This window comes from Pseudomonas sp. F8002 (genome assembly GCF_013385495.1).
Classification (GTDB): Bacteria; Pseudomonadota; Gammaproteobacteria; order Pseudomonadales; family Pseudomonadaceae; genus Aquipseudomonas.
On sequence record NZ_JACAPW010000046.1, the window covers coordinates 1 to 22,457 of the forward strand.

15 protein-coding genes are annotated in these 22,457 nt (G+C 61.6%); 13 read left to right on the forward strand and 2 right to left on the reverse strand.

Annotation, left to right across the window (positions count from 1 at the left end; all coding sequences use genetic code 11):
* Positions 1-117: 117 nt before the first annotated feature.
* On the reverse strand, positions 118-1,494 hold the full coding sequence (locus HX811_RS29280; RefSeq protein WP_177048510.1) for an L-serine ammonia-lyase: 1,377 nt from the start codon (positions 1,492-1,494) through the stop codon (positions 118-120).
* Between the two features lie 436 nt (positions 1,495-1,930).
* Between HX811_RS29280 and HX811_RS29285 the strand changes: the two genes are divergently transcribed.
* From HX811_RS29285 to choV, 3 genes are all read left to right on the forward strand, one after another.
* Positions 1,931-2,878, forward strand: coding sequence for a choline ABC transporter substrate-binding protein (locus HX811_RS29285; RefSeq protein WP_003216912.1), 948 nt, complete (start codon positions 1,931-1,933; stop codon positions 2,876-2,878).
* Positions 2,879-2,945: 67 nt separating this feature from the next.
* Positions 2,946-3,791: a choline ABC transporter permease subunit gene (gene choW, locus HX811_RS29290; RefSeq protein ID WP_003216909.1), complete on the forward strand. Its 846-nt coding sequence runs from the start codon at positions 2,946-2,948 to the stop codon at positions 3,789-3,791.
* Complete coding sequence (gene choV, locus HX811_RS29295; RefSeq protein ID WP_177027999.1) at positions 3,788-4,966, forward strand: choline ABC transporter ATP-binding protein; 1,179 nt, start codon at positions 3,788-3,790, stop codon at positions 4,964-4,966. Before choW ends, choV begins: the two co-directional genes overlap by 4 nt.
* Before the next feature lie 259 nt (positions 4,967-5,225).
* Here the strand turns inward: choV and HX811_RS29300 are convergent, their stop codons facing one another.
* Complete coding sequence (locus tag HX811_RS29300; protein ID WP_236260840.1) at positions 5,226-7,160, reverse strand: BCCT family transporter; 1,935 nt, start codon at positions 7,158-7,160, stop codon at positions 5,226-5,228.
* A gap of 376 nt (positions 7,161-7,536) precedes the next feature.
* Between HX811_RS29300 and betI the strand changes: the two genes are divergently transcribed.
* From betI to yccS, 10 genes are all read left to right on the forward strand, one after another.
* On the forward strand, positions 7,537-8,130 hold the full coding sequence (gene betI / locus HX811_RS29305; RefSeq protein WP_003216902.1) for a transcriptional regulator BetI: 594 nt from the start codon (positions 7,537-7,539) through the stop codon (positions 8,128-8,130).
* 61 nt (positions 8,131-8,191) lie between these two features.
* Positions 8,192-9,664, forward strand: coding sequence for a betaine-aldehyde dehydrogenase (gene betB / locus HX811_RS29310; RefSeq protein WP_003216900.1), 1,473 nt, complete (start codon positions 8,192-8,194; stop codon positions 9,662-9,664).
* A 157-nt stretch (positions 9,665-9,821) separates the two neighbouring features.
* Positions 9,822-11,525: a choline dehydrogenase gene (betA, locus tag HX811_RS29315; protein ID WP_087693216.1), complete on the forward strand. Its 1,704-nt coding sequence runs from the start codon at positions 9,822-9,824 to the stop codon at positions 11,523-11,525.
* Positions 11,526-11,741: 216 nt separating this feature from the next.
* Positions 11,742-13,184 (forward strand): TldD/PmbA family protein, encoded by a 1,443-nt coding sequence (locus HX811_RS29320; protein WP_003216898.1) that lies wholly within the window; start codon positions 11,742-11,744, stop codon positions 13,182-13,184.
* Complete coding sequence (locus HX811_RS29325; RefSeq protein ID WP_102370073.1) at positions 13,184-14,500, forward strand: TldD/PmbA family protein; 1,317 nt, start codon at positions 13,184-13,186, stop codon at positions 14,498-14,500. The genes HX811_RS29320 and HX811_RS29325 overlap by 1 nt, the downstream gene beginning before the upstream one ends.
* Before the next feature lie 329 nt (positions 14,501-14,829).
* Positions 14,830-15,720, forward strand: a complete 891-nt coding sequence (locus HX811_RS29330) for an alpha/beta fold hydrolase (RefSeq protein ID WP_177048511.1) — start codon at positions 14,830-14,832, stop codon at positions 15,718-15,720.
* A gap of 36 nt (positions 15,721-15,756) precedes the next feature.
* Positions 15,757-17,184, forward strand: coding sequence for a multidrug transporter subunit MdtD (gene mdtD, locus HX811_RS29335; protein WP_003216894.1), 1,428 nt, complete (start codon positions 15,757-15,759; stop codon positions 17,182-17,184).
* A gap of 130 nt (positions 17,185-17,314) precedes the next feature.
* Entirely contained in the window at positions 17,315-18,652 is a 1,338-nt protein-coding gene (dbpA, locus tag HX811_RS29340; RefSeq protein WP_236260841.1) for an ATP-dependent RNA helicase DbpA, read from the forward strand.
* Between the two features lie 160 nt (positions 18,653-18,812).
* Positions 18,813-19,991: an NAD(P)/FAD-dependent oxidoreductase gene (locus HX811_RS29345; RefSeq protein WP_177048514.1), complete on the forward strand. Its 1,179-nt coding sequence runs from the start codon at positions 18,813-18,815 to the stop codon at positions 19,989-19,991.
* Positions 19,992-20,229: 238 nt separating this feature from the next.
* Entirely contained in the window at positions 20,230-22,413 is a 2,184-nt protein-coding gene (yccS, locus tag HX811_RS29350) for a YccS family putative transporter (RefSeq protein ID WP_003216889.1), read from the forward strand.
* Positions 22,414-22,457 lie beyond the last annotated feature (44 nt).

Below are 22,457 nucleotides of genomic sequence, written 5' to 3' on the forward strand. Positions count from 1 at the left end.
GATAAGAGCTTGCTCCCGCTGGAGTGCGCAGCGCTCCCAAGATTTTGGGGCCGCTACGCAGCCCAGCGGGAGCAAGCTCCCTCGCCACAGCAAGCTCCCTCACCACATAAAGCGGTATCAACACTCCACCGCACTCACCGCCAACCCACCCCGCGATGTTTCCTTGTACTTGTCATGCATATCCGCCCCGGTATCGCGCATGGTGCGGATCACCCGGTCCAGCGAGATGAAGTGCTGGCCATCCCCCCGCAGCGCCATCTGCGCCGCGTTGATCGCCTTCACCGCGGCAATCGCATTACGCTCGATGCACGGCACCTGCACCAGCCCGCCTACCGGGTCGCAGGTCAGGCCGAGGTTGTGTTCCAGGCCAATCTCCGCCGCGTTGCACAATTGCTCCGGCGTCGCCCCGAGGATCTCCGCCAACCCCGCCGCCGCCATGGCGCACGCCGAGCCGACTTCACCCTGGCAGCCGACTTCGGCACCCGAGATCGACGCGTTCTTCTTACACAGGATGCCCACCGCCGCCGCGCCGAGGAAATAGTCGACCACGTTGGCTTCGGTCACTTCTTCGCTGAACTTCATGAAGTAGTGCAGCACCGCCGGGATGATCCCCGCCGCGCCGTTGGTCGGTGCCGTGACCATGCGCCCGCCGGCGGCGTTTTCTTCATTCACCGCCAGGGCGAACAGGTTGACCCATTCCATCGCGCTCAAGGTCGAGCCGATCACATTCGGCTTGCCCAGCTCCTGCAAGCTGCGGTGCAACTTGGCTGCACGGCGCCTTACATTGAGGCCGCCGGGAAGGATGCCTTCGTGCTTTAGGCCTTGCTCCACGCAATCCTGCATGGCGCGCCAGAGCTTCATCAGGCCGCTGCGGATCTCGTCTTCCGAGCGCCAGGTTTTTTCATTCGCCAACATCAGCTCAGCGACGCGCAGGTTGTGGGTCTTGCACAGCTGCAGCAGTTCCACCGCACTGGAAAAATCATAGGGCAGCTCGGTGCGGTCCATGTCCGCCACGCCGCTGGCGGCCTGGGCTTCATCCACCACGAATCCGCCGCCTACCGAGTAGTAGGTGTCGCGGTGCAGCTCACCGTTATCACCGAACACCACCAGGGTCATGGCATTGGGGTGGAACGGCAGGTTTTCGTCGATCAGGCGCATGTCCCGCGCCCAGATGAACGGCACCGGCAAACGTGCGTCCAGCAGCAGGGTGTTGGTCTCGCGCAGGGTTTCAATGCGGATGCCGATCTGTGACGGATCGATCGCGTCCGGCCACTCGCCCATCAGGCCCATGACCACCGCGTTGTCGCTGCCGTGACCGATGCCCGTGGCCGATAGGGAGCCATACAGCTGAACTTCGACGCGCCTGACTTGTTCCAAGACATCACGTTCACGTAATCCTTGAACGAACAACGCCGCGGCGCGCATGGGGCCGACGGTGTGAGAACTCGAAGGCCCAATGCCGATCTTGAACAGGTCGAAAACGCTGATAGCCATTGCCGTGAAACTCCTCGATGAGCACAGGCCAGGCGCACATAACGCCTGGTGACGGAGCTGCTACGCTCATGTCGCAATCCGCCCAGATGCGGCCATCATCAAGCTTTTGCTGGCGCTCACGGCGTCTCACACCGACGTACCCATGCTCATCAGCGCCGCTGTTGTGGAAGGCGACGTTTTGGCCGTTTTTTGCGGTGCAGATCGGTAAAAAGTGCAGTTTTGCCGTGGAAAAAATCTGTAAGCGACGTCACCGACACTGGATACGACCATCCCTGTACTGGATACGACGCCCCCTGTAGGCGTCAGATTTTCACTGGTACATGATCAGTCTCGACTCGTTTGCACAGTTGCGTGGCAGAGCTGTGCCGCACGCCCAACCGCAACACCTATAAGCGCGGTGTTATTGCCGCCAGAAAAACACCAGGAGTCCACCCCCATGAAAGGTTCCCCGTCGTTGTTGTTGGCCGCCATGCTGAGTCTGCCAGTCGTGGCTCACGCTGCAGAACCGGCGCAATGCCAGACCGTCAACTTCTCCGATGTCGGCTGGACCGACATCACCGTCACCACGGCCACCACCAGCGAAGTCCTCAAGGGCCTCGGCTACAAACCCCGCACCACGATGATTTCAGTACCAGTGACCTACAAGTCCCTGGCCGACGGCAAGAACATGGACATCTTCCTCGGCAACTGGATGCCGACCATGGAAAACGACATCAAGCAGTACCGTGATGCCGGCACCGTGGAAACCGTGCGCGCCAACCTGGAAAACGCCAAGTACACCCTGGCCGTACCGGAAGCGCTGTACAACAAGGGCCTGAAAGACTTCGCCGACATCGTCAAATTCAAGGATGAGCTGGGCGGCAAGATCTACGGGATCGAGCCAGGCAACGACGGCAACCGGACCATCCAGACCCTCATCGACAAGGACGCTTTCGGCCTGAAAACCGCCGGTTTCAAAGTGGTCGAATCCAGCGAAGCCGGGATGCTTTCGCAGGTGGAACGCGCCACCAAGCGCGACCAGGCCATCGTGTTCCTCGGCTGGGAACCGCACCCGATGAACACCCGCTTCAAGATGAAGTACCTGACCGGGGGTGATGATTCATTCGGCCCCAACTACGGCCAGGCCACCATCTACACCAACGTCCGCAAGGGCTACACCCAGGAATGCAGCAACGTTGGCCAGTTGCTGAAAAACCTGTCGTTCACCCTGAACATGGAAAGCACCCTGATGGGTAATGTCCTGGACGACAAAATGAAGCCTGACGCCGCCGCCAAGGCGTGGCTGAAGAAGAACCCGCAAGTGCTCGACACCTGGCTCGCCGGTGTCACCACGGTCGATGGCAAACCAGGACTGGAGGCCGTCAAAGCTTACCTCGCCAAGTAACCGCTGACCCCGGGCCGGTACGCTGGCCCGGGATGTTTTTCCTCTTCGCATGTGGACATTCACTACCATGCTGACTGAACATAAAATCCCGCTAGGCCAGTACATCGCTGCCTTCGTTGAGTGGTTGACCCAACACGGGGCCGCCTACTTCGACGCAATCGCATCGACCCTGGAAACGATGATCCACGGCGTGACGTTCGCGCTGACCTGGTTCAATCCACTGGCATTGATCGGTCTGATTGCGCTGCTCGCTCACTTCATTCAACGCAAATGGGGCCTGACCGTTTTTGTCATCGCCTCCTTCCTGCTGATCCTCAACCTGGGGTACTGGCAGGAAACCATGGAGACCCTGGCGCAAGTGCTGTTCGCCACCCTGGTCTGCGTGGTGATCGGGGTGCCGCTGGGCATTGTTGCCGCGCACAAACCGATGTTCTACACCCTGATGCGGCCGGTGCTCGATCTGATGCAGACCGTACCGACCTTCGTCTACCTCATCCCTACCCTGACCCTCTTCGGGCTGGGTGTGGTGCCCGGGCTGATTTCCACGGTGGTGTTTGCGATTGCCGCGCCTATCCGTCTGACTTACCTGGGTATCCGTGATGTGCCGCAAGAGTTGATGGACGCCGGCAAGGCCTTTGGCTGCTCGCGCCGTCAGTTGCTCTCGCGGATCGAACTGCCCCACGCCATGCCGAGCATCGCCGCCGGCATTACCCAATGCATCATGCTGTCGTTGTCGATGGTGGTGATCGCGGCCCTGGTGGGCGCCGACGGCCTCGGCAAACCGGTGGTCAACGCGCTGAACACCGCCGACATCGCCCTGGGCTTTGAAGCCGGCCTGGCGATCGTACTGCTGGCCATCATGCTCGACCGCATCTGCAAACAACCCGACGCCAAAGTAGGGGGTGATGCATGAGCATTATCCGATTCGAAAATGTCGACGTGATCTTCTCCAAAGACCCACGCGAGGCGCTCAAGCTGCTGGACCAGGGCATGACGCGCAACGAGATCCTGAAAAAGACCGGGCAGATTGTCGGCGTTGAAAACGCCAGCCTGGATGTCGAGAAAGGCGAGATCTGCGTGCTGATGGGCCTGTCCGGTTCGGGCAAGTCGAGCTTGTTGCGCTGCATCAACGGCTTGAACACCGTCAGCCGCGGCAAGCTGTTTGTGGAGCATGAAGGTCGCCAGATCGACATCGCATCCTGCACCCCCGCCGAGCTGAAAATGATGCGCACCCAGCGCATCGCCATGGTGTTCCAGAAGTTCGCCCTGATGCCCTGGCTGACGGTGCGCGAGAACATCAGCTTCGGCCTGGAGATGCAGGGCCGCCCGGAAAAAGAACGACGCAAGCTGGTGGATGACAAGCTGGAACTGGTGGGCCTGTCGCAGTGGCGCAACAAGAAGCCCGACGAGCTTTCCGGTGGCATGCAGCAGCGTGTCGGCCTGGCCCGCGCATTGGCGATGGACGCCGATATCCTGTTGATGGACGAACCCTTCTCGGCACTCGACCCGCTGATCCGCCAGGGCTTGCAGGATGAGTTGCTGGAGCTGCAACGCAAGCTGAGCAAGACCATCGTATTCGTGAGCCATGACCTGGATGAGGCGCTGAAACTCGGCAGCCGCATCGCGATCATGAAAGACGGGCGGATCATCCAGTACAGCGTGCCGGAAGAGATCGTGCTGAACCCGGCGGATGACTATGTGCGGACCTTCGTGGCCCACACCAACCCGCTGAATGTGCTGTGTGGCCGCAGCCTGATGCGCACGGTGGATAACTGCACCCACGTCAACGGCTCCATCAGCCTGGACCCGGGCGGTGACTCGTGGCTGGACCTGGCCGAAGGCAACACCATCAAGGGCGCGCGGCAGAACGGTTCGGTGCTGAACCTGCAGAACTGGGCACCGGGGCAATCGGTGGAGGGCCTGGGCCGGATGCCGACGCTGGTGGATTCCAATATCGGAATGCGCGATGCGTTGCAGATTCGGTACCAGACAGGCAACAAGCTGGTGCTGCAGGACGACAACAAGGTGGTGGGGATTCTGGGTGACAGCGAGCTCTATCACGCCCTTTTGGGCAAGAACCTTGGCTAACAGACACCGCAAAATAAATGTGGGAGCGGGCTTGCTCGCGAATGCGGTGTATCAGTGTCAGATGTACTGACTGACACTGCGCATTCGCGAGCAAGCCCGCTCCCACATTTTGCTCAGGTGGTGTCAGTATTTGATCGTTCCCACGCTCTGCGTGGGAACGCCGCAATGGACGCTCTGCGTCCGCTCTTGAAATCGTGACGCGGAGCGTCACAGGATGCGTTCCCACGCGGAGCGTGGGAACGATCATCACCACCAACCTTTAGCTATAGACACGGCCAAGGAGCTGCCGATGGCTTTCAAACTGATCGAGCACGTCCCGGGTGATCTGCTCCTGGGTGAAGCCCATCAGGTCGTATTCCTGAGGCCCGTTGTGCAGGTAAACCTCGGCGCGGTAGTAGCGCGTGCGCTCTTCCTCGGGCAAGTCGTTCGGTGCCGACGAATAAGCATCCAGGCTGACCTCGTAGACAAACGGATTGCCCTCTTGCATCTCGATGCGCACACCAATGCAGCGCTTGGATTTGCCCAGCAGGGTCTGCACTTCCAGCCCCTGGTCACGCAACGCAGTCGCCGCTTCTTCCAGCGCCGGCGTGACGTGCTTGTCCATAAAGCGCTGCACGGTACCCTGGCTCGGTTGCAGGTCCAGGGCAGTCAAACGCTCGCTGAAACCACGCCGACCACGCTCGGCCAACTGCGCCTGCTCCAACTCGATCGCCACGTCCTGGCGCATCGCCTTGTGCAGGCCGAACATGAAGAACACCAGCACCACCGAGAACGGCAAGCCCGCCAGCACCACCATGGTTTGCATGGCTTCGAAGTTACCGGCGAACAACAGGCCGATGGTCACCAGGGTGATCACCGCCGACCAGAAAATCCGCAGCCAGTGCGGCGCATCTTCGTCAACGTTGCCGCCCTTGCAGGACAGGTTCGCCATCATCACCGCGCCGGAATCCGCCGGGGTCAGGAAGAGTACGAAGCCGACGAAGATCGACACACCGATGACGATTTTCGACGCCGGGTAATGCTCAAGCAGTTGGTAGATCGCCATGGACGGCTGTTCCAGCGCCGTCTTGCCCAACTCCACCGCACCATGGTTCACCACCAGGTCCAGGGCCGAGTTGCCGAAGATCGACAGCCACGCCAGGGTGAAGCCCAGCGGGATCAGCAGCACGCCGGCCACCAGTTCACGCACCGTGCGACCGCGGGAAATACGCGCGATGAACATGCCCACGAATGGCGCCCAGGAAATCCACCAGGCCCAGTAGAACAGGGTCCACAGGCCCATCCAGCGTTCGGTCTTGTCGGCGTCGCCTTCGTACACGTACAGGTCGAAGGTCTTCAGCACGATGCCGTTCATGTAGTCGCCGATGTTCTGCACGAAGCCGTTGAGCAGGTGCAGGGTCGGGCCGAACAGCAGCACGAAAATCAGCAGGCCGCTGAACAGCACGATGTTCAGGTTGGACAGGCGGCGAATGCCGTTCTCCACACCCGACACGGCGGCAATGGTCGCCACGGTGCTCATCACGATGATCACGATCAGCAGGTTGGTGTTGCTGTGCTGCATGCCGAACAGGTTTTCCAGCCCGGACGACACTTGCATCGAGCCAATCCCCAGGTTCGTCACCAGGCCCAGCAGGGTCACGAACATGCCGAAGCCGTCCACCGCGTGACCGGCCGCGCCTTTGACCCAACGCTCGCCCACCAGCGGGTACAGCGCCGAGCGCAGGGCCAGCGGCTGGTTATGACGGTAGGCAAAGTACGCCACGGCCAGGCCGACCAGTGCGTAGATCGCCCAGCCGTGCAGGCCCCAGTGCAGGAACGTCAACTGCAACGCCTGGCGTGCAGCTTCGCCAGTGGCCGATGCGCCTTCAGGCGGGTTGAAGTAGTGGTCCAGCGGCTCGGAGGCGCCGAAGTACAGCAGCGAGATGCCGATGCCCGACGAGAAGAGCATGCCGGCCCAGGCGCCGTAGCTGAAGTCCGGGGTGTCGTCCTTGCTGCCCAGTTTCAATTTCCCATAGGACGAAAACGCCAGGCCCACCACAAACACCAGGTAGGCAGCGATCACGACCATGTAGTACCAGCCAAAGCTTTTCGACAACCAGGCTTGGGCCACACCGAGCATCCTGCCGGCTTCCTGCGGGGCGATGATCAGAATCGCGGTCAACAACAGAATCAGCGCGGTGGAGGTGTAGAACACCCAACCGTTGACCCGCACCTTTTCTGGCGGGGTCTTTATAAGAGAGGCAGAACTCATGGCACAGATGCTCCGGGCAGTGCAGAGAAACACAAGGCAACGCTTGACCCGAGCCATCGATTTTTCGGCAGTCGACGGACGGGTGTATAAAGACACCCCGAAAAACCATAAACCCCCGGCGAACCGCTGTGCCGGGCTGTTTCATGGGTTTTCCCGATGTCAGGTGGCGCCACATGCACGTAGGAAATACCTGTAGGCAGCGACCATTTGTCGCAGATCTTATTCTTTGTTGATTGAACGTTCAATCAAAACAAAATAGACTGGCCCTCAAGCCGACGGACGTTTATCGCCCGTTGGCAGGCCTAAGGAGAGGTGCACGATGCCCAAGGTCGGTATGCAACCCATACGCCGCCAGCAGTTGATCGAAGCCACATTGACGGCGGTCGATCAGGTCGGAATGGGGGATGCCAGCATTGCGCTGATCGCCCGTCTGGCCGGTGTCTCGAATGGCATCATCAGTCACTATTTTCAGGACAAGAATGGCCTGATCGCCGCCACGATGCGGTACCTGATGAACGTGCTGATCGAGAACGTCACCGAGCGCCGGTTGGCGCTGAAAGATGACAGCCCGCGGGCCCATCTTCAGGTGATCATCGAAGGCAACTTCGACGCCAGCCAAGTCAACGGCCCGGCTATGAAAACCTGGCTGGCCTTCTGGGCCACCAGCATGCACCACCCGTCATTGCACAGGCTGCAGCGGATCAACGATCACCGTCTGTATTCCAACCTGTGTTGCCAGTTCCGCCGAGCGTTGCCGTTGCCCGAGGCACGCAGCGCAGCCCGAGGCCTGGCGGCCCTGATCGACGGCTTGTGGTTGCGCGGCGCCCTGTCGGGAGACGCTTTTGACACGGAGCAGGCGCAACGGATCGCTTACGAATACATGGATTTCCAATTGGCCAAGCAGGTGAGTTAGAGCACACATAAACGCTCAACTCCCGAACCGCGCCAACCACTAATGCACTTGCGAGGACTTTATGGCCCGTTTCGAACTGCAAAAACTCTACATTGACGGCGGCTACTCCGACGCTGGCAGCGATGCCACTTTCGAAGCCATCAACCCGGCTAACGGTGAAGTTCTCGCCAACGTGCAACGCGCTACCAAAGAAGACGTCGAGCGCGCTGTGGTCAGCGCCGAAAAGGGCCAGAAAATCTGGGCCGCCATGACTGCCATGGAGCGTTCGCGCATCCTGCGTCGTGCCGTCGATATCCTGCGTGAGCGCAACGACGAACTGGCCGCCCTGGAAACCCTGGACACCGGCAAGCCGTATTCCGAAACCCAATACGTCGACATCGTCACCGGCGCTGACGTGCTGGAATACTACGCAGGCCTGGTGCCCGCCATCGAAGGCGAGCAGATCCCGCTGCGTGACACTTCTTTCGTCTACACCCGTCGCGAGCCGCTGGGCGTCGTGGCCGGTATCGGCGCGTGGAACTACCCGATCCAGATCGCCCTGTGGAAATCCGCACCTGCCCTGGCGGCCGGTAACGCGATGATCTTCAAGCCAAGCGAAGTCACCTCGCTGACCACCCTGAAACTGGCTGAAATCTACACCGCCGCCGGCGTTCCGGATGGCGTGTTCAACGTCCTGACCGGCAGTGGCCGTGAAGTCGGCACCTGGCTGACCGAACACCCGCGCATCGAGAAAGTCTCCTTCACCGGCGGCACCGACACCGGCAAGAAAGTCATGGCCAGCGCTTCGAGCTCTTCGCTCAAGGAAGTCACCATGGAACTGGGCGGCAAATCCCCGCTGATCATTTTCGACGACGCCGACCTCGACCGCGCCGCCGACATCGCGATGATGGCCAACTTCTACAGCTCGGGCCAGGTCTGCACCAACGGCACCCGCGTGTTCGTTCCGACCGCCCTCAAAGGCGCGTTCGAAGCCAAGATCGCCGAGCGCGTTGCCCGCATCCGCATCGGCAACCCGGAAGATGAAAACACCAACTTCGGCCCGCTGGTCAGCTTCGCCCACATGGAAAGCGTGCTCGGCTACATCGCCAAAGGTAAAGAAGAAGGCGCCCGCGTGCTGTGCGGCGGCGACCGTCTGACCGACGGTGAATTCGCCAAGGGTGCCTACGTGGCCCCGACCGTGTTCACTGACTGCACCGACGAAATGACCATCGTCCGTGAAGAAATCTTCGGCCCGGTGATGAGCATCCTCACCTACGACACCGAAGAAGAAGTGATCCGCCGTGCCAACGACACCGACTTCGGCCTGGCCGCTGGCCTGGTGACCAAGGACCTGAACCGCGCCCACCGCGTGATTCATCAGCTGGAAGCCGGTATCTGCTGGATCAACGCCTGGGGCGAGTCCGACGCGAAGATGCCGGTGGGCGGCTACAAGCAGTCGGGCGTGGGCCGTGAAAACGGGATCAGCTCGCTGAACAACTTCACTCGCATCAAATCGGTACAGGTTGAGCTGGGCGACTACGCCTCGGTGTTCTAACCCCTGGGTTTTGTATTGCCCGCGAGGCCGCCATCGCGGGCAAGCCCGGCTCCCACATGTTGACCGTGTGAACCCGATTAACTGTGGGAGCTGGCTTGCCTGCGATGAGTGCGAAGCACTCGCCTGACCTGACCATATCTAAGTGAGGGTGCATTTAATGTCCCAAGAATACGACTACATCATTGTGGGTGCCGGCTCTGCCGGTAACACCCTGGCGACCCGTCTGACCGAAGACGAAGGCGTCACCGTCCTGCTGCTGGAAGCCGGCGGCCCGGACTACCGTTTCGATTTCCGTACCCAGATGCCAGCCGCCCTGGCATTCCCGCTGCAAGGCCGCCGCTACAACTGGGCCTACGAAACCGATCCAGAACCACACATGGACGGCCGCCGGATGGAGTGCGGTCGCGGCAAGGGCCTCGGCGGCTCCTCGCTGATCAACGGCATGTGCTACATCCGCGGCAACGCGATGGACTACGACAACTGGTCGAAACTGCCGGGCCTGGAAGACTGGACCTACCTGGACTGCCTGCCGTATTTCCGTAAAGCCGAAACCCGCGACATCGGCCCGAACGACTACCACGGTGGCGACGGCCCGGTCAGCGTGACCACGCCAAAGGCCGGCAACAACCCGCTGTTCCACGCGATGGTTGAAGCCGGCGTACAGGCCGGTTACCCACGTACCGAAGACTTGAACGGCTACCAGCAGGAAGGCTTCGGCCCGATGGACCGTACCGTGACGCCAAACGGTCGTCGCGCCAGCACCGCTCGCGGTTACCTGGACACGGCCAAGAAGCGCTCGACGCTGACCATCGTCACCCACGCCCTGACCGACAAAGTCCTGTTCGAAGGCAAGCGTGCCGTTGGCGTGCGTTACCTGATCGGTGCTGCCGAAGAGCGCGTTGAAGCCCGTGCCCGCAAGGAAGTCCTGGTGTGCAGCGGCGCAATCGCTTCGCCGCAACTGCTGCAACGCTCCGGTGTTGGCCCGGCAAAACTGCTGGAAAGCCTCGACATCCCGGTGGTCCACGACCTGCCAGGCGTCGGCGAAAACCTGCAGGATCACCTTGAGCTGTACCTGCAATACGCGTGCACCCAACCGGTCTCGCTGTACCCGTCGCTGCTCTGGTACAACCAGCCGGCCATTGGTGCCGAATGGCTGTTCAACGGCACCGGCATCGGCGCCAGCAACCAGTTCGAAGCGGGCGGTTTCATCCGTACCCGTGAAGAATTCGATTGGCCGAACATCCAGTATCACTTCCTGCCGGTAGCGATTAACTACAACGGCAGCAACGGTGTGAAAGAGCACGGTTTCCAGGCGCACATGGGTTCCATGCGTTCGCCGAGCCGTGGCCGCGTGCAACTGAAGTCGAAGAACCCTCGGGAATACCCGAGCATCCTCTTCAACTACATGGCCACCGAACAGGACTGGCAGGAATTCCGCGACGGCATCCGCCTGACCCGTGAAATCATGCAGCAGCCGGCACTGGACCAATACCGTGGCCGCGAAATCAGCCCGGGTATCGACGTACAGACCGACGAGCAACTGGACAAGTTTATCCGTGAGCACGCCGAGACCGCGTTCCACCCGTCCTGCTCGTGCAAGATGGGCACCGACGAGATGGCCGTGGTTGACGCCGAAGGCCGTGTGCATGGCATGCAGGGTCTGCGCGTAGTTGACGCGTCGATCATGCCGATCATCACCACCGGCAACCTGAACGCGCCGACGATCATGATCGCCGAGAAAATCGCCGACAAGATCCGTGGCCGCAAGCCACTGCCGCGCAGCACTGCGGATTACTACGTGGCAGGCGATGCGCCGGTGCGTGGCAAGCCGATGCGTGAAGTGGGTCCTACTGCGCAGTAACTGATGGACCGAGGTGCCTGCATCGCGGGCAAGCCCGGCTCCCACATTTGACCTCGTTCGCCAGAACAACTCGGTCAAATGTGGGAGCCGGGCTTGCCCGCGATGAGGCCCGACCAGACACTGCAAAACCCCTCTCCTACACTTTCCTTGATCAGCTCCCAGCCCAGGCCTACTCTGTTTGCCTGCCCGCGCCGAGCCGCCCACAAGGAAGGCCCCATGTTCGAACACCACGCCACACTCAAAAAGCAGTTCAGTGCCCTGCGCACTACCGCCGAATTCTTTTCCCTGCGCTACGTCCGCGAGTCCGGCCAGTACCTGTCGGTACGCAAGAACGTCGCCGAGCCACCACACCTCAGCCAGGACGAAGGCGCGATGCTCACCGTGCGCCTCAATGGCGTCGAAGCCTACGCCGCCACCCACGACATTTCCCTGCCCGGCCTGCAAGCCGCCCTTGAGCGCGCCGAACAGCAAGCCCGGCTCATCAAGCCCCACGCCCTGCTCGACCTGCGCGACCAGCCAGTGTCCAGCGACACTGCCGACTACCTGTCGCCGAGCCTCGACCAGCCCTTCCCGTCCCTGAGCGACTGCTACCAACTGCTCGGCGCCGAATCGGCCGCCGTGCCCAAGGACGAGCGCCTGGTGAACTGGGAAGTCAGCCTGGGCACCACCCACGTCGAACAGATCTACCTCAACAGCGCCGGCGCCGAACTGCGCCAGGCCCAGCGGTTTGTGTTCCCGGGTGTCAACGTCACGGCCTACGACGGCAATGACAGCCAGACCCGCACCCTGGGCGGCACCAACTTCGGCCAGCAAGGCGGCTTTGACGTGATCAGCCGCTTCGGCCTGGTGGGCGCCGCGCCGCAGATTGCCGACCAGGCGCTGCAACTGCTGCTGGCCCCGAATACGCCACAGGGCCCGCGCGACCTGCTGCTGATGCCCGACCAGATGATCCTGCAGATCCACGAATCCATCGGCCACCCGCTGGAACTCGACCGCATCCTCGGTGACGAGCGCAATTACGCCGGCACCAGCTTCGTCAAGGCCAGCGATTTCGGTCACCTGCAATACGGCTCCAACCTGCTGAACGTGACCTTCGACCCGGACATTCCCGAGCAGCTCGCCAGCTACGGGCATGACGACGACGGCACGAAGGCCAGCAAACAATTCCTGATCCGCGAAGGCCTGCTGCTCAAGCCGTTGGGCGGTGCGTTGTCGCAATACCGCGCCGGCATGCAAGGCGTGGCCAACAGTCGTGCCTGCAGCTGGAACCGCGCGCCGATCGACCGCATGGCCAACCTGAATATCGAGGCCGGCGACCAGAACATGGCGCAGCTGATTGGCGGCATCGAGAACGGCATCCTGATGTCCACCAACCGTTCGTGGTCGATTGACGATGCACGCAACAAATTCCAGTTTGGCTGCGAGTGGGGCCAGTTGATTGAAAACGGCGAACTCAAAGGCGTGGTGAAGAACCCCAACTACCGGGCGATTTCCGCGCAGTTCTGGCGCAACCTCAGCGCCGTCGGCGACGCCAGCACCTTCAAGGTGCTGGGCACGCCGAACTGCGGCAAGGGCGAACCCAACCAGGTGATCCGCGTCGGCCATGCGTCGCCGGCCTGTGTGTTCAGCAACGTGGACGTGTTCGGGGGAGACGCCTGATGAATAATTTCAAAGCCCTGGTGGATTGGCTCAAGCAGGCCATCACCGACCACGAACAATTCCACCTCGGCTACGCCGACGAGTCCTCCGAGTTTGTGCGTTTCAACCACGGCAAAGTGCGCCAGGCCGGCCAGGTGCAACAGGCCAGCCTGAACCTGAAGCTGATCAACGACGGGCGCCACGCCGACCTCGGTATCACCCTGGCGGGCGAGCCTGAACTGGATCGCCAGCGCCTGGCCGACGGCCTGCAACAACTGCGCGAAACCTTGCCGTTGTTGCCGCAGGACCCGTACCTGCTGCTCAACCACAACGCCTGGCAAAACAAGGACCAGCAGGACCGACCACTGCCGGACCTGGCCCAGGTGCTGGAAGCAATCAGCCTGGCCGCTGAAGGTGTGGACATGGTCGGCTTCTACGCCGCCGGCCCTATCAGCCGTGGTTTCGCCAGCTCATCAGGCGCCTTCGGCTGGCACCAGGCCAACAGTTTCAACTTCGACTTCAGCCTGTTCCACGCCAACGGTGAAGCGGTGAAAGCCAGCTACGCCGGCAACGATTGGGACAGCGTGGCCTTCGCCCAGCGTTTCAAGCAGGCCCGTGAGCAACTGGAATACCTTGGTCGCCCGCTACACCCGCTGGCACCGGGGCAATACCGCGCCTACCTGGCACCGGCGGCCATGGAAGAGATCATCAGCATGCTCACCTGGGGCGGGTTTTCCGCCCAGGCCATCGCCAGCAAAGGCAGCCCGTTGCAACGGTTGTATGGCGGTGATCAGTCGTTGAGCCCGCTGGTGACCCTGGACGAACAGGTCAGCGGCTCCCTGAGTTCGGCGTTTTCCCGTGACGGCTATCCGCGCAGTGATGTGAAGCTGATCAATGCCGGCAAGGCTGAAGGCCAATTGGTGAACTCCCGCAGTGCCGCCGAATACGGCTTGAGCACCAATGGCGCCAGCGGCGATGAATCTCCCAGCGCCCTGCAGATGGCGGCCGGCAACCTGGCCCAGGCCGATATCCTCAAGCAATTGGGCACCGGCTTGTACATCAGCAACCTGTGGTACCTGAACTACTCCGACCAGCCCGCCGCACGCCTGACCGGCATGACCCGCTTCGCCACGTTCTGGGTCGAAGACGGCGAGATCAAGGCGCCGGTCAGCACCATGCGTTTTGATGACAGCGTGTACAGCCTGCTGGGCTCGCAACTGGAAGCGCTGACCGCTGATCGGGAATTGCTGCTGTCGGCGAGTACGTATAGCCAGCGCAATACCTCATCCAATCTGCTGCCGGGGGCGCTGGTAAAACGCCTGACCCTGACCTTATAAGCAACGCAAAACCCATGTGGGAGCTGGCTTGCCTGCGATAGCGGTGTATCAGTGCCAGATCTGCTAAATGACACTGCGCTATCGCAGGCAAGCCAGCTCCCACATTTAATTGCATTCCACATTTTGATTCGGTTCATCCTCAAAACCCCACTCCAGACACCTGGCCGTCCGGCCAGTTGTCGCTCGCGAAAAACCTCGTTATAAAGGTTGGTGGCACCTAGCCACGTCCGCGCGGTAAAAAAACTCAAACAACACCCCGCCGTCCTCAACCCACTTGCACGCAAGTGATGCACGACCTTGTCCGGGATAGGGCAAGCTGGAGCGTTGACATGAACCATGGAAGTTTTGTCATTGAAAAGCTGTTCAAGCACTACAACGTTCACGTAGAACAGCTTGGTAACAACCCAGATAAGAAAACCGTGCTGTTGGTCAACGGCGCGCTGTCCACCACCCGCTCGTTTGCACGCACCAGCAAGTGCCTGTCCGAGCACTTCAATGTGCTGATGTTCGACCTGCCGTTCTCCGGCTATTCACGCCCGCACAACACCGACCTCGACCTTGTGACCAAGGACGATGAAGTGCAGATCCTGCGCGCTCTGGTGGAACGCTTTGAGGTCAACCACCTGGTGTCTGCCTCATGGGGGGGGATTTCCACGCTGCTGACCCTCGCCCACAACCCGCCGTCGATTGAAAGCTCGGTGGTGATGGCACTGGCGCCCAACCTCAACCAGGCCATGCTCGAATACGTAGAGCGGGTGCGCGTGCTGATCGAGGCCGATGACAAATCCGCCGTCGGCCATCTGCTGAATGAAACCGTGGGCAAATACCTGTCGCCCCGGCTCAAGCGCAACAATCACCGGCACCTGTCGACCATGGCCACCACCGAGTATCGCCAGGCACGCTTCCATATCCATCAGGTGCTGGCGCTGGGTGACGGCAACTACCTGCCGCAACTGACCCGGATCGAAACCCCGGTGCACTTCCTCAACGGCGTGCTGGATGAGTACACCCCGGCAGACGAAGCCCAACTGTTCAAGAAATACGTAGGCCGCAGCAGCTTCGCCACCGCCGAACACACTGGCCATTTGCTCGACCTGGAATCCCGCGAAGCGGCCCTGGCCGTGCACCGCGCGCTGATTGATTTCCTGGTGGGCAAACACGTGGCGTTGTCAGATATAGACGAAGCGCCAGTGGGAAAAGGAGCTGCCGATGGCGCATAATCGCCGACACATAGGCTGCTAACAAAAAGGTAACTCATGCCGAATCGCGCCCCTCTCGATGCCAAGACCGCCCGCTGGCTACCCTGGGTGGTAGCGATTGCCTTCTTCATGCAATCGCTGGATGGGACGATTCTCAACACCGCGTTGCCGGCCATGGCTCGAGACCTGGCGGAGAACCCCTTGCGCATGCAAGGCGTAGTAATCGCCTACATGCTCACCGTGGCCTTGCTGATTCCCGCCTCGGGCTGGGTGGCCGACCGCTTCGGCACCAAGAAGATCTTCTTCGGCGCGATCATGCTGTTCAGCATTGGCTCGTTGCTCTGCGCGCTCTCCAGCACGCTGACCATGCTGGTGGGCGCCCGGGTGATCCAGGGCCTGGGCGGTGCGTTGATGTTGCCGGTGGGCAGGCTGGTGGTGCTGCGCGCCTACCCACGTTCGGAGCTGGTGCGGATCATGGGTTTCATCACCATTCCCGGGCTGCTCGGCCCACTGCTCGGCCCGACCATGGGCGGCTGGATGGTGCAATACCTGACCTGGCACTGGATCTTCCTGATCAACCTGCCGGTGGGCATCATCGGCTGCTACGCCGTCTGGAAATTCATCCCCGACCTGCGCGGCAGCGAACGTACGCGGTTCGACGGCGTGGGTTTCCTGCTGTTCGGCGCGGCGATGGTGCTGATCACTATCGCCATGGAAGGCCTCGGCGAATTGCACCTGCCGCACCTGCGGGTGATGTTGCTGCTGTTCGGCGGCCTCGCGTGCCTGGCGGCTTACTGGCTGCGCGCCGGGCATATCGACAACCCGCTGTTCTCGCCGGTGCTGTTCAAGACCCGGACCTTTGCGGTGGGCATCCTCGGCAACCTGTTCGCTCGCCTGGGCAGCGGCGCGTTGCCGTTCCTGGTGCCGCTGTTGCTGCAGGTGGCGCTCGGTTACTCACCGTCCGAAGCCGGGATGAGCATGCTGCCCCTGGCGGCGGCGGCGATGTTTGCCAAGTCCATCGCCCGGCCGCTGATCGAGCGCCTGGGCTACCGCGTGGTGCTGACCGGCAACACCCTGGCGCTGGGCATCATGCTGGCGAGCATGGGCCTGGTCAGCGAACACACGCCCTACCCGCTGCTGCTGAGCATGCTGGCGATCCTCGGGGCGATCAACTCGCTGCAATTCACCGCGATGAACACCGTGACCCTGATCGACCTCGACGACGCCCAGGCCAGCAGCGGCAACAGTTTGCTGTCGGTGGTGGCGCAGTTGTCCCTGAGCCTTGGGGTGGCCTGCGCCGGTGCGCTGCTGGGTGGTTTTACCGCCGAAGTGGGCAACGACGGGGTCGACACGGTGCTTGGGGCGTTCCAGTTGACCTTCGTCACCGTGGGCATCATGGCGATGCTGGCGGCGGCGATCTTCCTGCAATTGTCGCCAAAAGACGGCAAACGCGTGGTCAGCCGTGAGCACGACATTGAGCATTAACAGGCTTCTCGTCTAGAACTTGCAGGGAAAATCCCACGAGGCTGGTACACTGCGCGACATTTTGTTTTGCAGAGCCAGTCCCGTGACTACCATCGCCACCGCTTTTAATACTTTGCCCCTGTCCGCCGCCATGCTGGCTAACCTCGACTCGCTGGGTTATGTCGAGATGACGCAGATCCAGGCGCAAAGCTTGCCGGTGATCCTCAAAGGGCTGGACCTGATTGCCCAGGCCAAGACCGGCAGCGGCAAGACCGCCGCCTTCGGCATCGGCCTGCTGAACCCGATCAACCCGCGCTACTTCGGTTGCCAGGCACTGGTCATGTGCCCGACCCGCGAGCTGGCTGACCAGGTGGCCAAGGAAATCCGTCGCCTGGCCCGCGCCGAAGACAACATCAAGGTGCTGACCCTGTGCGGCGGCGTGTCCCTCGGCCCGCAGATCGCTTCCCTGGAGCACGGCGCCCACGTCATCGTTGGCACCCCGGGCCGCATCCAGCAGCACCTGCGCAAGGGTTCGCTGGTTTTGGACGGCTTGAACACGCTGATCCTCGATGAAGCCGACCGCATGCTCGACATGGGCTTCTACGACGCCATCGAAGACATCATCAGCAAGACCCCGGCCCGCCGCCAGACCCTGCTGTTCTCGGCCACCTACCCGGTGAGCATCAAGCAGCTGGCCTCGAAATTCATGCGCGCGCCGCAACAGGTCAAGGCCGAAGCGTTCCACTCGGACGACCAGATCGAGCAACGCTTCTACGAGATCTCCCCGGAAGAGCGCATGGACGCGGTGACCAAGGTCCTGGCGCATTTCCGCCCGGCGTCTTGCGTAGCCTTCTGCTTTACCAAGCAGCAAGTGCAGGAAACCGTGGATCACCTGACCGCCAAGGGCATCTCCGCCGTTGGCCTGCATGGCGACCTGGAACAGCGCGACCGTGACCAGGTACTGGCGATGTTCGCCAACCGCAGTACTTCGGTACTGGTCGCCACTGACGTTGCCGCCCGTGGCCTGGACATTGATGCACTGGACATGGTGATCAACGTCGAACTGGCCCGCGACTCGGAAATCCACATTCACCGCGTGGGCCGTACCGGTCGCGCGGGTGAGACTGGCATCGCTATCAGCCTGGTTGCCCCGTCTGAAGCCCACCGCGCCCAGGCCATCGAGCAGTTGCAGAAGTCGCCGCTGAACTGGGACCAGTTGGACAACCTCAAGCCTCAGAGCGGCGGCCCGTTGCTGCCGGTGATGAGCACCCTGTGCATTGCCGCCGGCCGTAAGGACAAGGTTCGCCCGGGCGATATCCTTGGCGCACTGACCGGTGAAGCCGGGATCCCGGGAGCCCAGGTCGGCAAGATCGCGATCTTTGATTTCCAGGCGTTCGTGGCCGTGGAACGCGGGATCGCCAAGCAGGCGCTGCAGCGTTTGAATGACGGCAAGATCAAAGGCCGTTCGTTGCGCGTGCGTATCCTGTAAAGATCTCAAGCTATACCGAGATCAAAAATGTGGGAGCGGGCTTGCTCGCGAATGCGGAGTGTCAGTCACCGAATCTGTCGACTGATACACCGCATTCGCGAGCAAGCCCGCTCCCACATTTGACTGTATTCCAATTCAGAATTTGTATGAGGACATGGCTGTGCGCTCGACCGAAGTTGTGATCATTGGCGCCGGCGCCGCAGGCTTGATGTGTGCGCTGACCGCCGCCGGGCGTGGGCGCAAGGTGATGTTGATCGACCACGCGAACAAGGCCGGCAAAAAGATCCTGATGTCCGGCGGTGGCCGCTGCAACTTCACCAATATGTACACGGAGCCTGCCAACTTCCTCTCCCACAACGCGCACTTCTGCAAGTCCGCCCTGGCCCGCTACACCCAGTGGGATTTCATCGCGCTGGTGGCCAAGCACGGCGTGCCGTACCACGAGAAAAAACTCGGCCAGCTGTTCTGCGACAACAAGTCCAGCGACATCCTCGGGATGCTGCTGGATGAGTGCATCCAGGTCGGCGTAAGCATGCACCTGGACACCTCGGTGCAGGAGATTGCCAAGGTCGATGGCGGCTATCAGTTGCAAACCACCCTGGGTGAGTTGCGCTGCGAATCACTGGTGATCGCCACCGGCGGGCTGTCGATCCCGACCCTGGGGGCCACCGGCTTTGGTTACCAGGTCGCCAAGCAGTTCGGCCATGAACTGCTGCCAACCCGCGCCGGGCTGGTGCCGTTCACCATCACCGACCAGCTCAAGGAATTGTGCGGCGAGCTGTCCGGTACTTCCGTGGATTGCCTGGTGAGCTGCAACGACCAGAGCTTTCGTGAGAACCTCCTGTTTACCCACCGCGGCCTGAGCGGGCCGGCGATCCTGCAGATTTCTTCCTACTGGGAACCCGGCGACACGGTGGAAATCAACCTGCTGCCCGACCACGACGCCCACACCTGGCTGCAAGCGCAACAGGTGGAGCGCCCGAACAGCGAGCTGAAAACCCTGCTGGGTGAGATCTTCACCAAGAAAATGGCCAACCTGCTGGCGGAAACCTGGTTCGTTTCCAAGCCGATGAAGCAGTACACCCACGCCGAGATTGCCGACATCGCCGGCAAACTGGGGAGCTGGCAACTGGTGCCGGCGGGTACTGAAGGCTATCGCACCGCCGAGGTCACCCTGGGTGGCGTGGACACCCGGGAGGTTTCGTCCAAGACCATGGAATCCCTGAAAAGCCCCGGTTTGTACTTCATCGGCGAAGTGCTGGATGTGACCGGTCACCTGGGCGGGTTCAATTTCCAGTGGGCGTGGGCTTCCGGTTATGCCGCTGCCCAATTTGCCTGATTCAAGGATGTACTCGGTCAAACTGTGGGAGCTGGCTTGCCTGCGATGAGGCCGGCACCTTCAACATCTTGATTGACTGACACACCGCCATCGCAGGCAAGCCAGCTCCCACATTGGTTTGGGGTGTTCTTGAGAGAATGCCTGTAATAAATTTTGCTGTTGGATGTGATCGCCACGCTTGCCGTGGCGTCATTACTGGCTCAATTTAGCGGCATCGTCCCGGAAGACCCCAGACTTCATGTCATCGACCTCCTTCAAGCAGTCCATGCGGCGCCTTTGGGCACTGGATAAGTTCAGTTACAGCGTACGGGTATTCATCGCCCTGACCGGCAGCATGGCGCTGTGCTGGTACCAGAATGAAATGGCGCTGCTGATCCCGCTGTTCCTGGGGATTATCGCCAGCGCCCTGGCCGAGACCGATGACAACTGGCAAGGCCGGCTCAACGCCCTGGCCGTGACACTGGTGTGCTTCAGCACTGCGGCACTGTCCGTCGAACTGCTTTTCCCTTATCCCTGGATCTTCGCGATCTTCCTGGCTCTGTCCAGCTTCGGCCTGACCATGCTCGGTGCCCTCGGCGAGCGTTATGGGGCGATCGCTTCGGCCACCCTGATTCTCTCGGTCTACACCATGATCGGCGTGGACCAGCGCGGTGGCGCCGTCACCGACTTCTGGCATGAACCCTTGCTGCTGGTGGCCGGCGCCGCGTGGTATGGCGCGCTGTCGGTGTTGTGGCAGGTGTTGTTTTCCAACCAGCCGGTGCAGCAGAGCCTGGCGCGACTGTTTCGCGAGCTGGGACGCTACCTCAAGCTCAAGTCGTCGCTGTTCGAACCGATCCGCCAACTGGATGTGGAAGCGCGGCGCCTGGAACTGGCGCAGCAGAACGGCCGGGTGGTGGCAGCACTGAACGCCGCCAAAGAGATCATCCTGCACCGGGTCGGCAATGGTCGCCCGGGCTCCAAGGTCAGCCGCTACCTCAAGCTGTACTTCCTGGCCCAGGACATCCACGAGCGCGCCAGCTCCTCGCACTACCCTTACAACGCCCTCGCCGAAGCCTTCTTCCACAGCGACGTGCTGTTCCGCTGCCAGCGCCTGTTGCGCCAGCAAGGCAAGGCCTGCCAGACCCTGGCCGAATCGATCCAGATGCGCCAGCCGTTCGTTTATGACGACAGCTTCGCCGAAGCCCTGGGCGACCTCAACGCCTCCCTGGAACACCTGCGCATCCAGAGCAACCCGGCCTGGCGCGGCCTGCTGCGCTCCCTGCGCGCCCTGGCGGCCAACCTGTCGACCCTGGACCGCCTGCTGGGCGACGCCGCCAACCCCGACAGCCTGGCCGATGCCACCGACAGCAGCCTGCTGGACCGTGCACCGCGCAACCTCAAGGAAATGTGGACGCGCCTGCGCACGCAGTTGACGCCGACTTCGTTGCTGTTCCGCCATGCCCTGCGCCTGCCCCTGGCGCTGAGTATCGGCTACTGGATGGTGCACTTGATTCACCCGTCCCAAGGCTATTGGATCATCCTCACCACGCTGTTCGTGTGCCAGCCAAACTACGGCGCCACCCGGCGCAAGCTGGGCCAGCGGATCATCGGCACGGCCATCGGCCTGACCATCGCCTGGGCGCTGTTCGACCTGTTCCCCAACCCGCTGATCCAGTCGATGTTCGCCATCGCCGCGGGCCTGGTGTTCTTTATCAACCGCACCACGCGCTACACCCTGGCGACCGCCGCGATCACGCTGATGGTGCTGTTCTGCTTCAACCAGGTGGGCGACGGCTACGGGCTGTTCCTGCCACGGCTGTTCGATACCTTGCTCGGCAGCCTGATCGCCGGGCTGGCGGTGTTCCTGTTCCTGCCGGACTGGCAGGGCCGGCGCCTGAACAAGGTGCTGGCCAATACCCTGACCTGCAACAGCATCTACCTGCGCCAGATCATGCAGCAGTACGCCGCGGGCAAAAGCGACGACCTGGCTTACCGCCTCGCCCGGCGCAATGCCCACAACGCCGACGCCGCGCTGTCCACCACCCTGGCGAACATGCTGATGGAGCCGGGGCACTTCCGTAAGGAAGCGGACGTGGGGTTCAGGTTCCTGGTGCTGTCCCACACGCTGCTCAGCTACCTGTCGGGGCTGGGCGCCCACCGCGAAACCCAACTGCCGGCGGAAGTGCGCGAGCACTTGATCGAAGGCGCCGGGAAGACGCTGGCGGCGAGCATCGACGAGATCGCCACAGGGCTGGCGAACAAGCAGCCGATCGCGATTCAGAGTGATGCCGAGGAAGCCTTGGCAGTGGACCTGGAGCAGATGCCGGATGAAATTGACGAAGGGCAGCGGCTGGTGCAGACGCAATTGGCGCTGATCTGCCGGCAACTGGGGCCGTTGCGCACGTTGGCGGCTCACCTGATCAAAGATACCAGCGAAGCCTGAACCCTCTTCGCGAGCAAGCCCGCTCCCACATTCGGCCGAGTTCC

Excerpts from the sequence above, each read along its gene's own strand:
- HX811_RS29320 (WP_003216898.1), top strand. The coding sequence starts at position 11,742 with ATGTTCGAACACCACGCCACACTCAAAAAGCAGTTCAGTGCCCTGCGC.
- dbpA (WP_236260841.1), top strand. The coding sequence starts at position 17,315 with ATGCTGGCTAACCTCGACTCGCTGGGTTATGTCGAGATGACGCAGATC.
- betA (WP_087693216.1), top strand. The coding sequence starts at position 9,822 with ATGTCCCAAGAATACGACTACATCATTGTGGGTGCCGGCTCTGCCGGT.
- choW (WP_003216909.1), top strand. The coding sequence starts at position 2,946 with ATGCTGACTGAACATAAAATCCCGCTAGGCCAGTACATCGCTGCCTTC.
- HX811_RS29285 (WP_003216912.1), top strand. The coding sequence starts at position 1,931 with ATGAAAGGTTCCCCGTCGTTGTTGTTGGCCGCCATGCTGAGTCTGCCA.
- HX811_RS29330 (WP_177048511.1), top strand. The coding sequence starts at position 14,830 with ATGAACCATGGAAGTTTTGTCATTGAAAAGCTGTTCAAGCACTACAAC.
- HX811_RS29280 (WP_177048510.1), bottom strand. The coding sequence starts at position 1,494 with ATGGCTATCAGCGTTTTCGACCTGTTCAAGATCGGCATTGGGCCTTCG.
- betB (WP_003216900.1), top strand. The coding sequence starts at position 8,192 with ATGGCCCGTTTCGAACTGCAAAAACTCTACATTGACGGCGGCTACTCC.
- HX811_RS29325 (WP_102370073.1), top strand. The coding sequence starts at position 13,184 with ATGAATAATTTCAAAGCCCTGGTGGATTGGCTCAAGCAGGCCATCACC.
- mdtD (WP_003216894.1), top strand. The coding sequence starts at position 15,757 with ATGCCGAATCGCGCCCCTCTCGATGCCAAGACCGCCCGCTGGCTACCC.
- choV (WP_177027999.1), top strand. The coding sequence starts at position 3,788 with ATGAGCATTATCCGATTCGAAAATGTCGACGTGATCTTCTCCAAAGAC.
- betI (WP_003216902.1), top strand. The coding sequence starts at position 7,537 with ATGCCCAAGGTCGGTATGCAACCCATACGCCGCCAGCAGTTGATCGAA.
- yccS (WP_003216889.1), top strand. The coding sequence starts at position 20,230 with ATGTCATCGACCTCCTTCAAGCAGTCCATGCGGCGCCTTTGGGCACTG.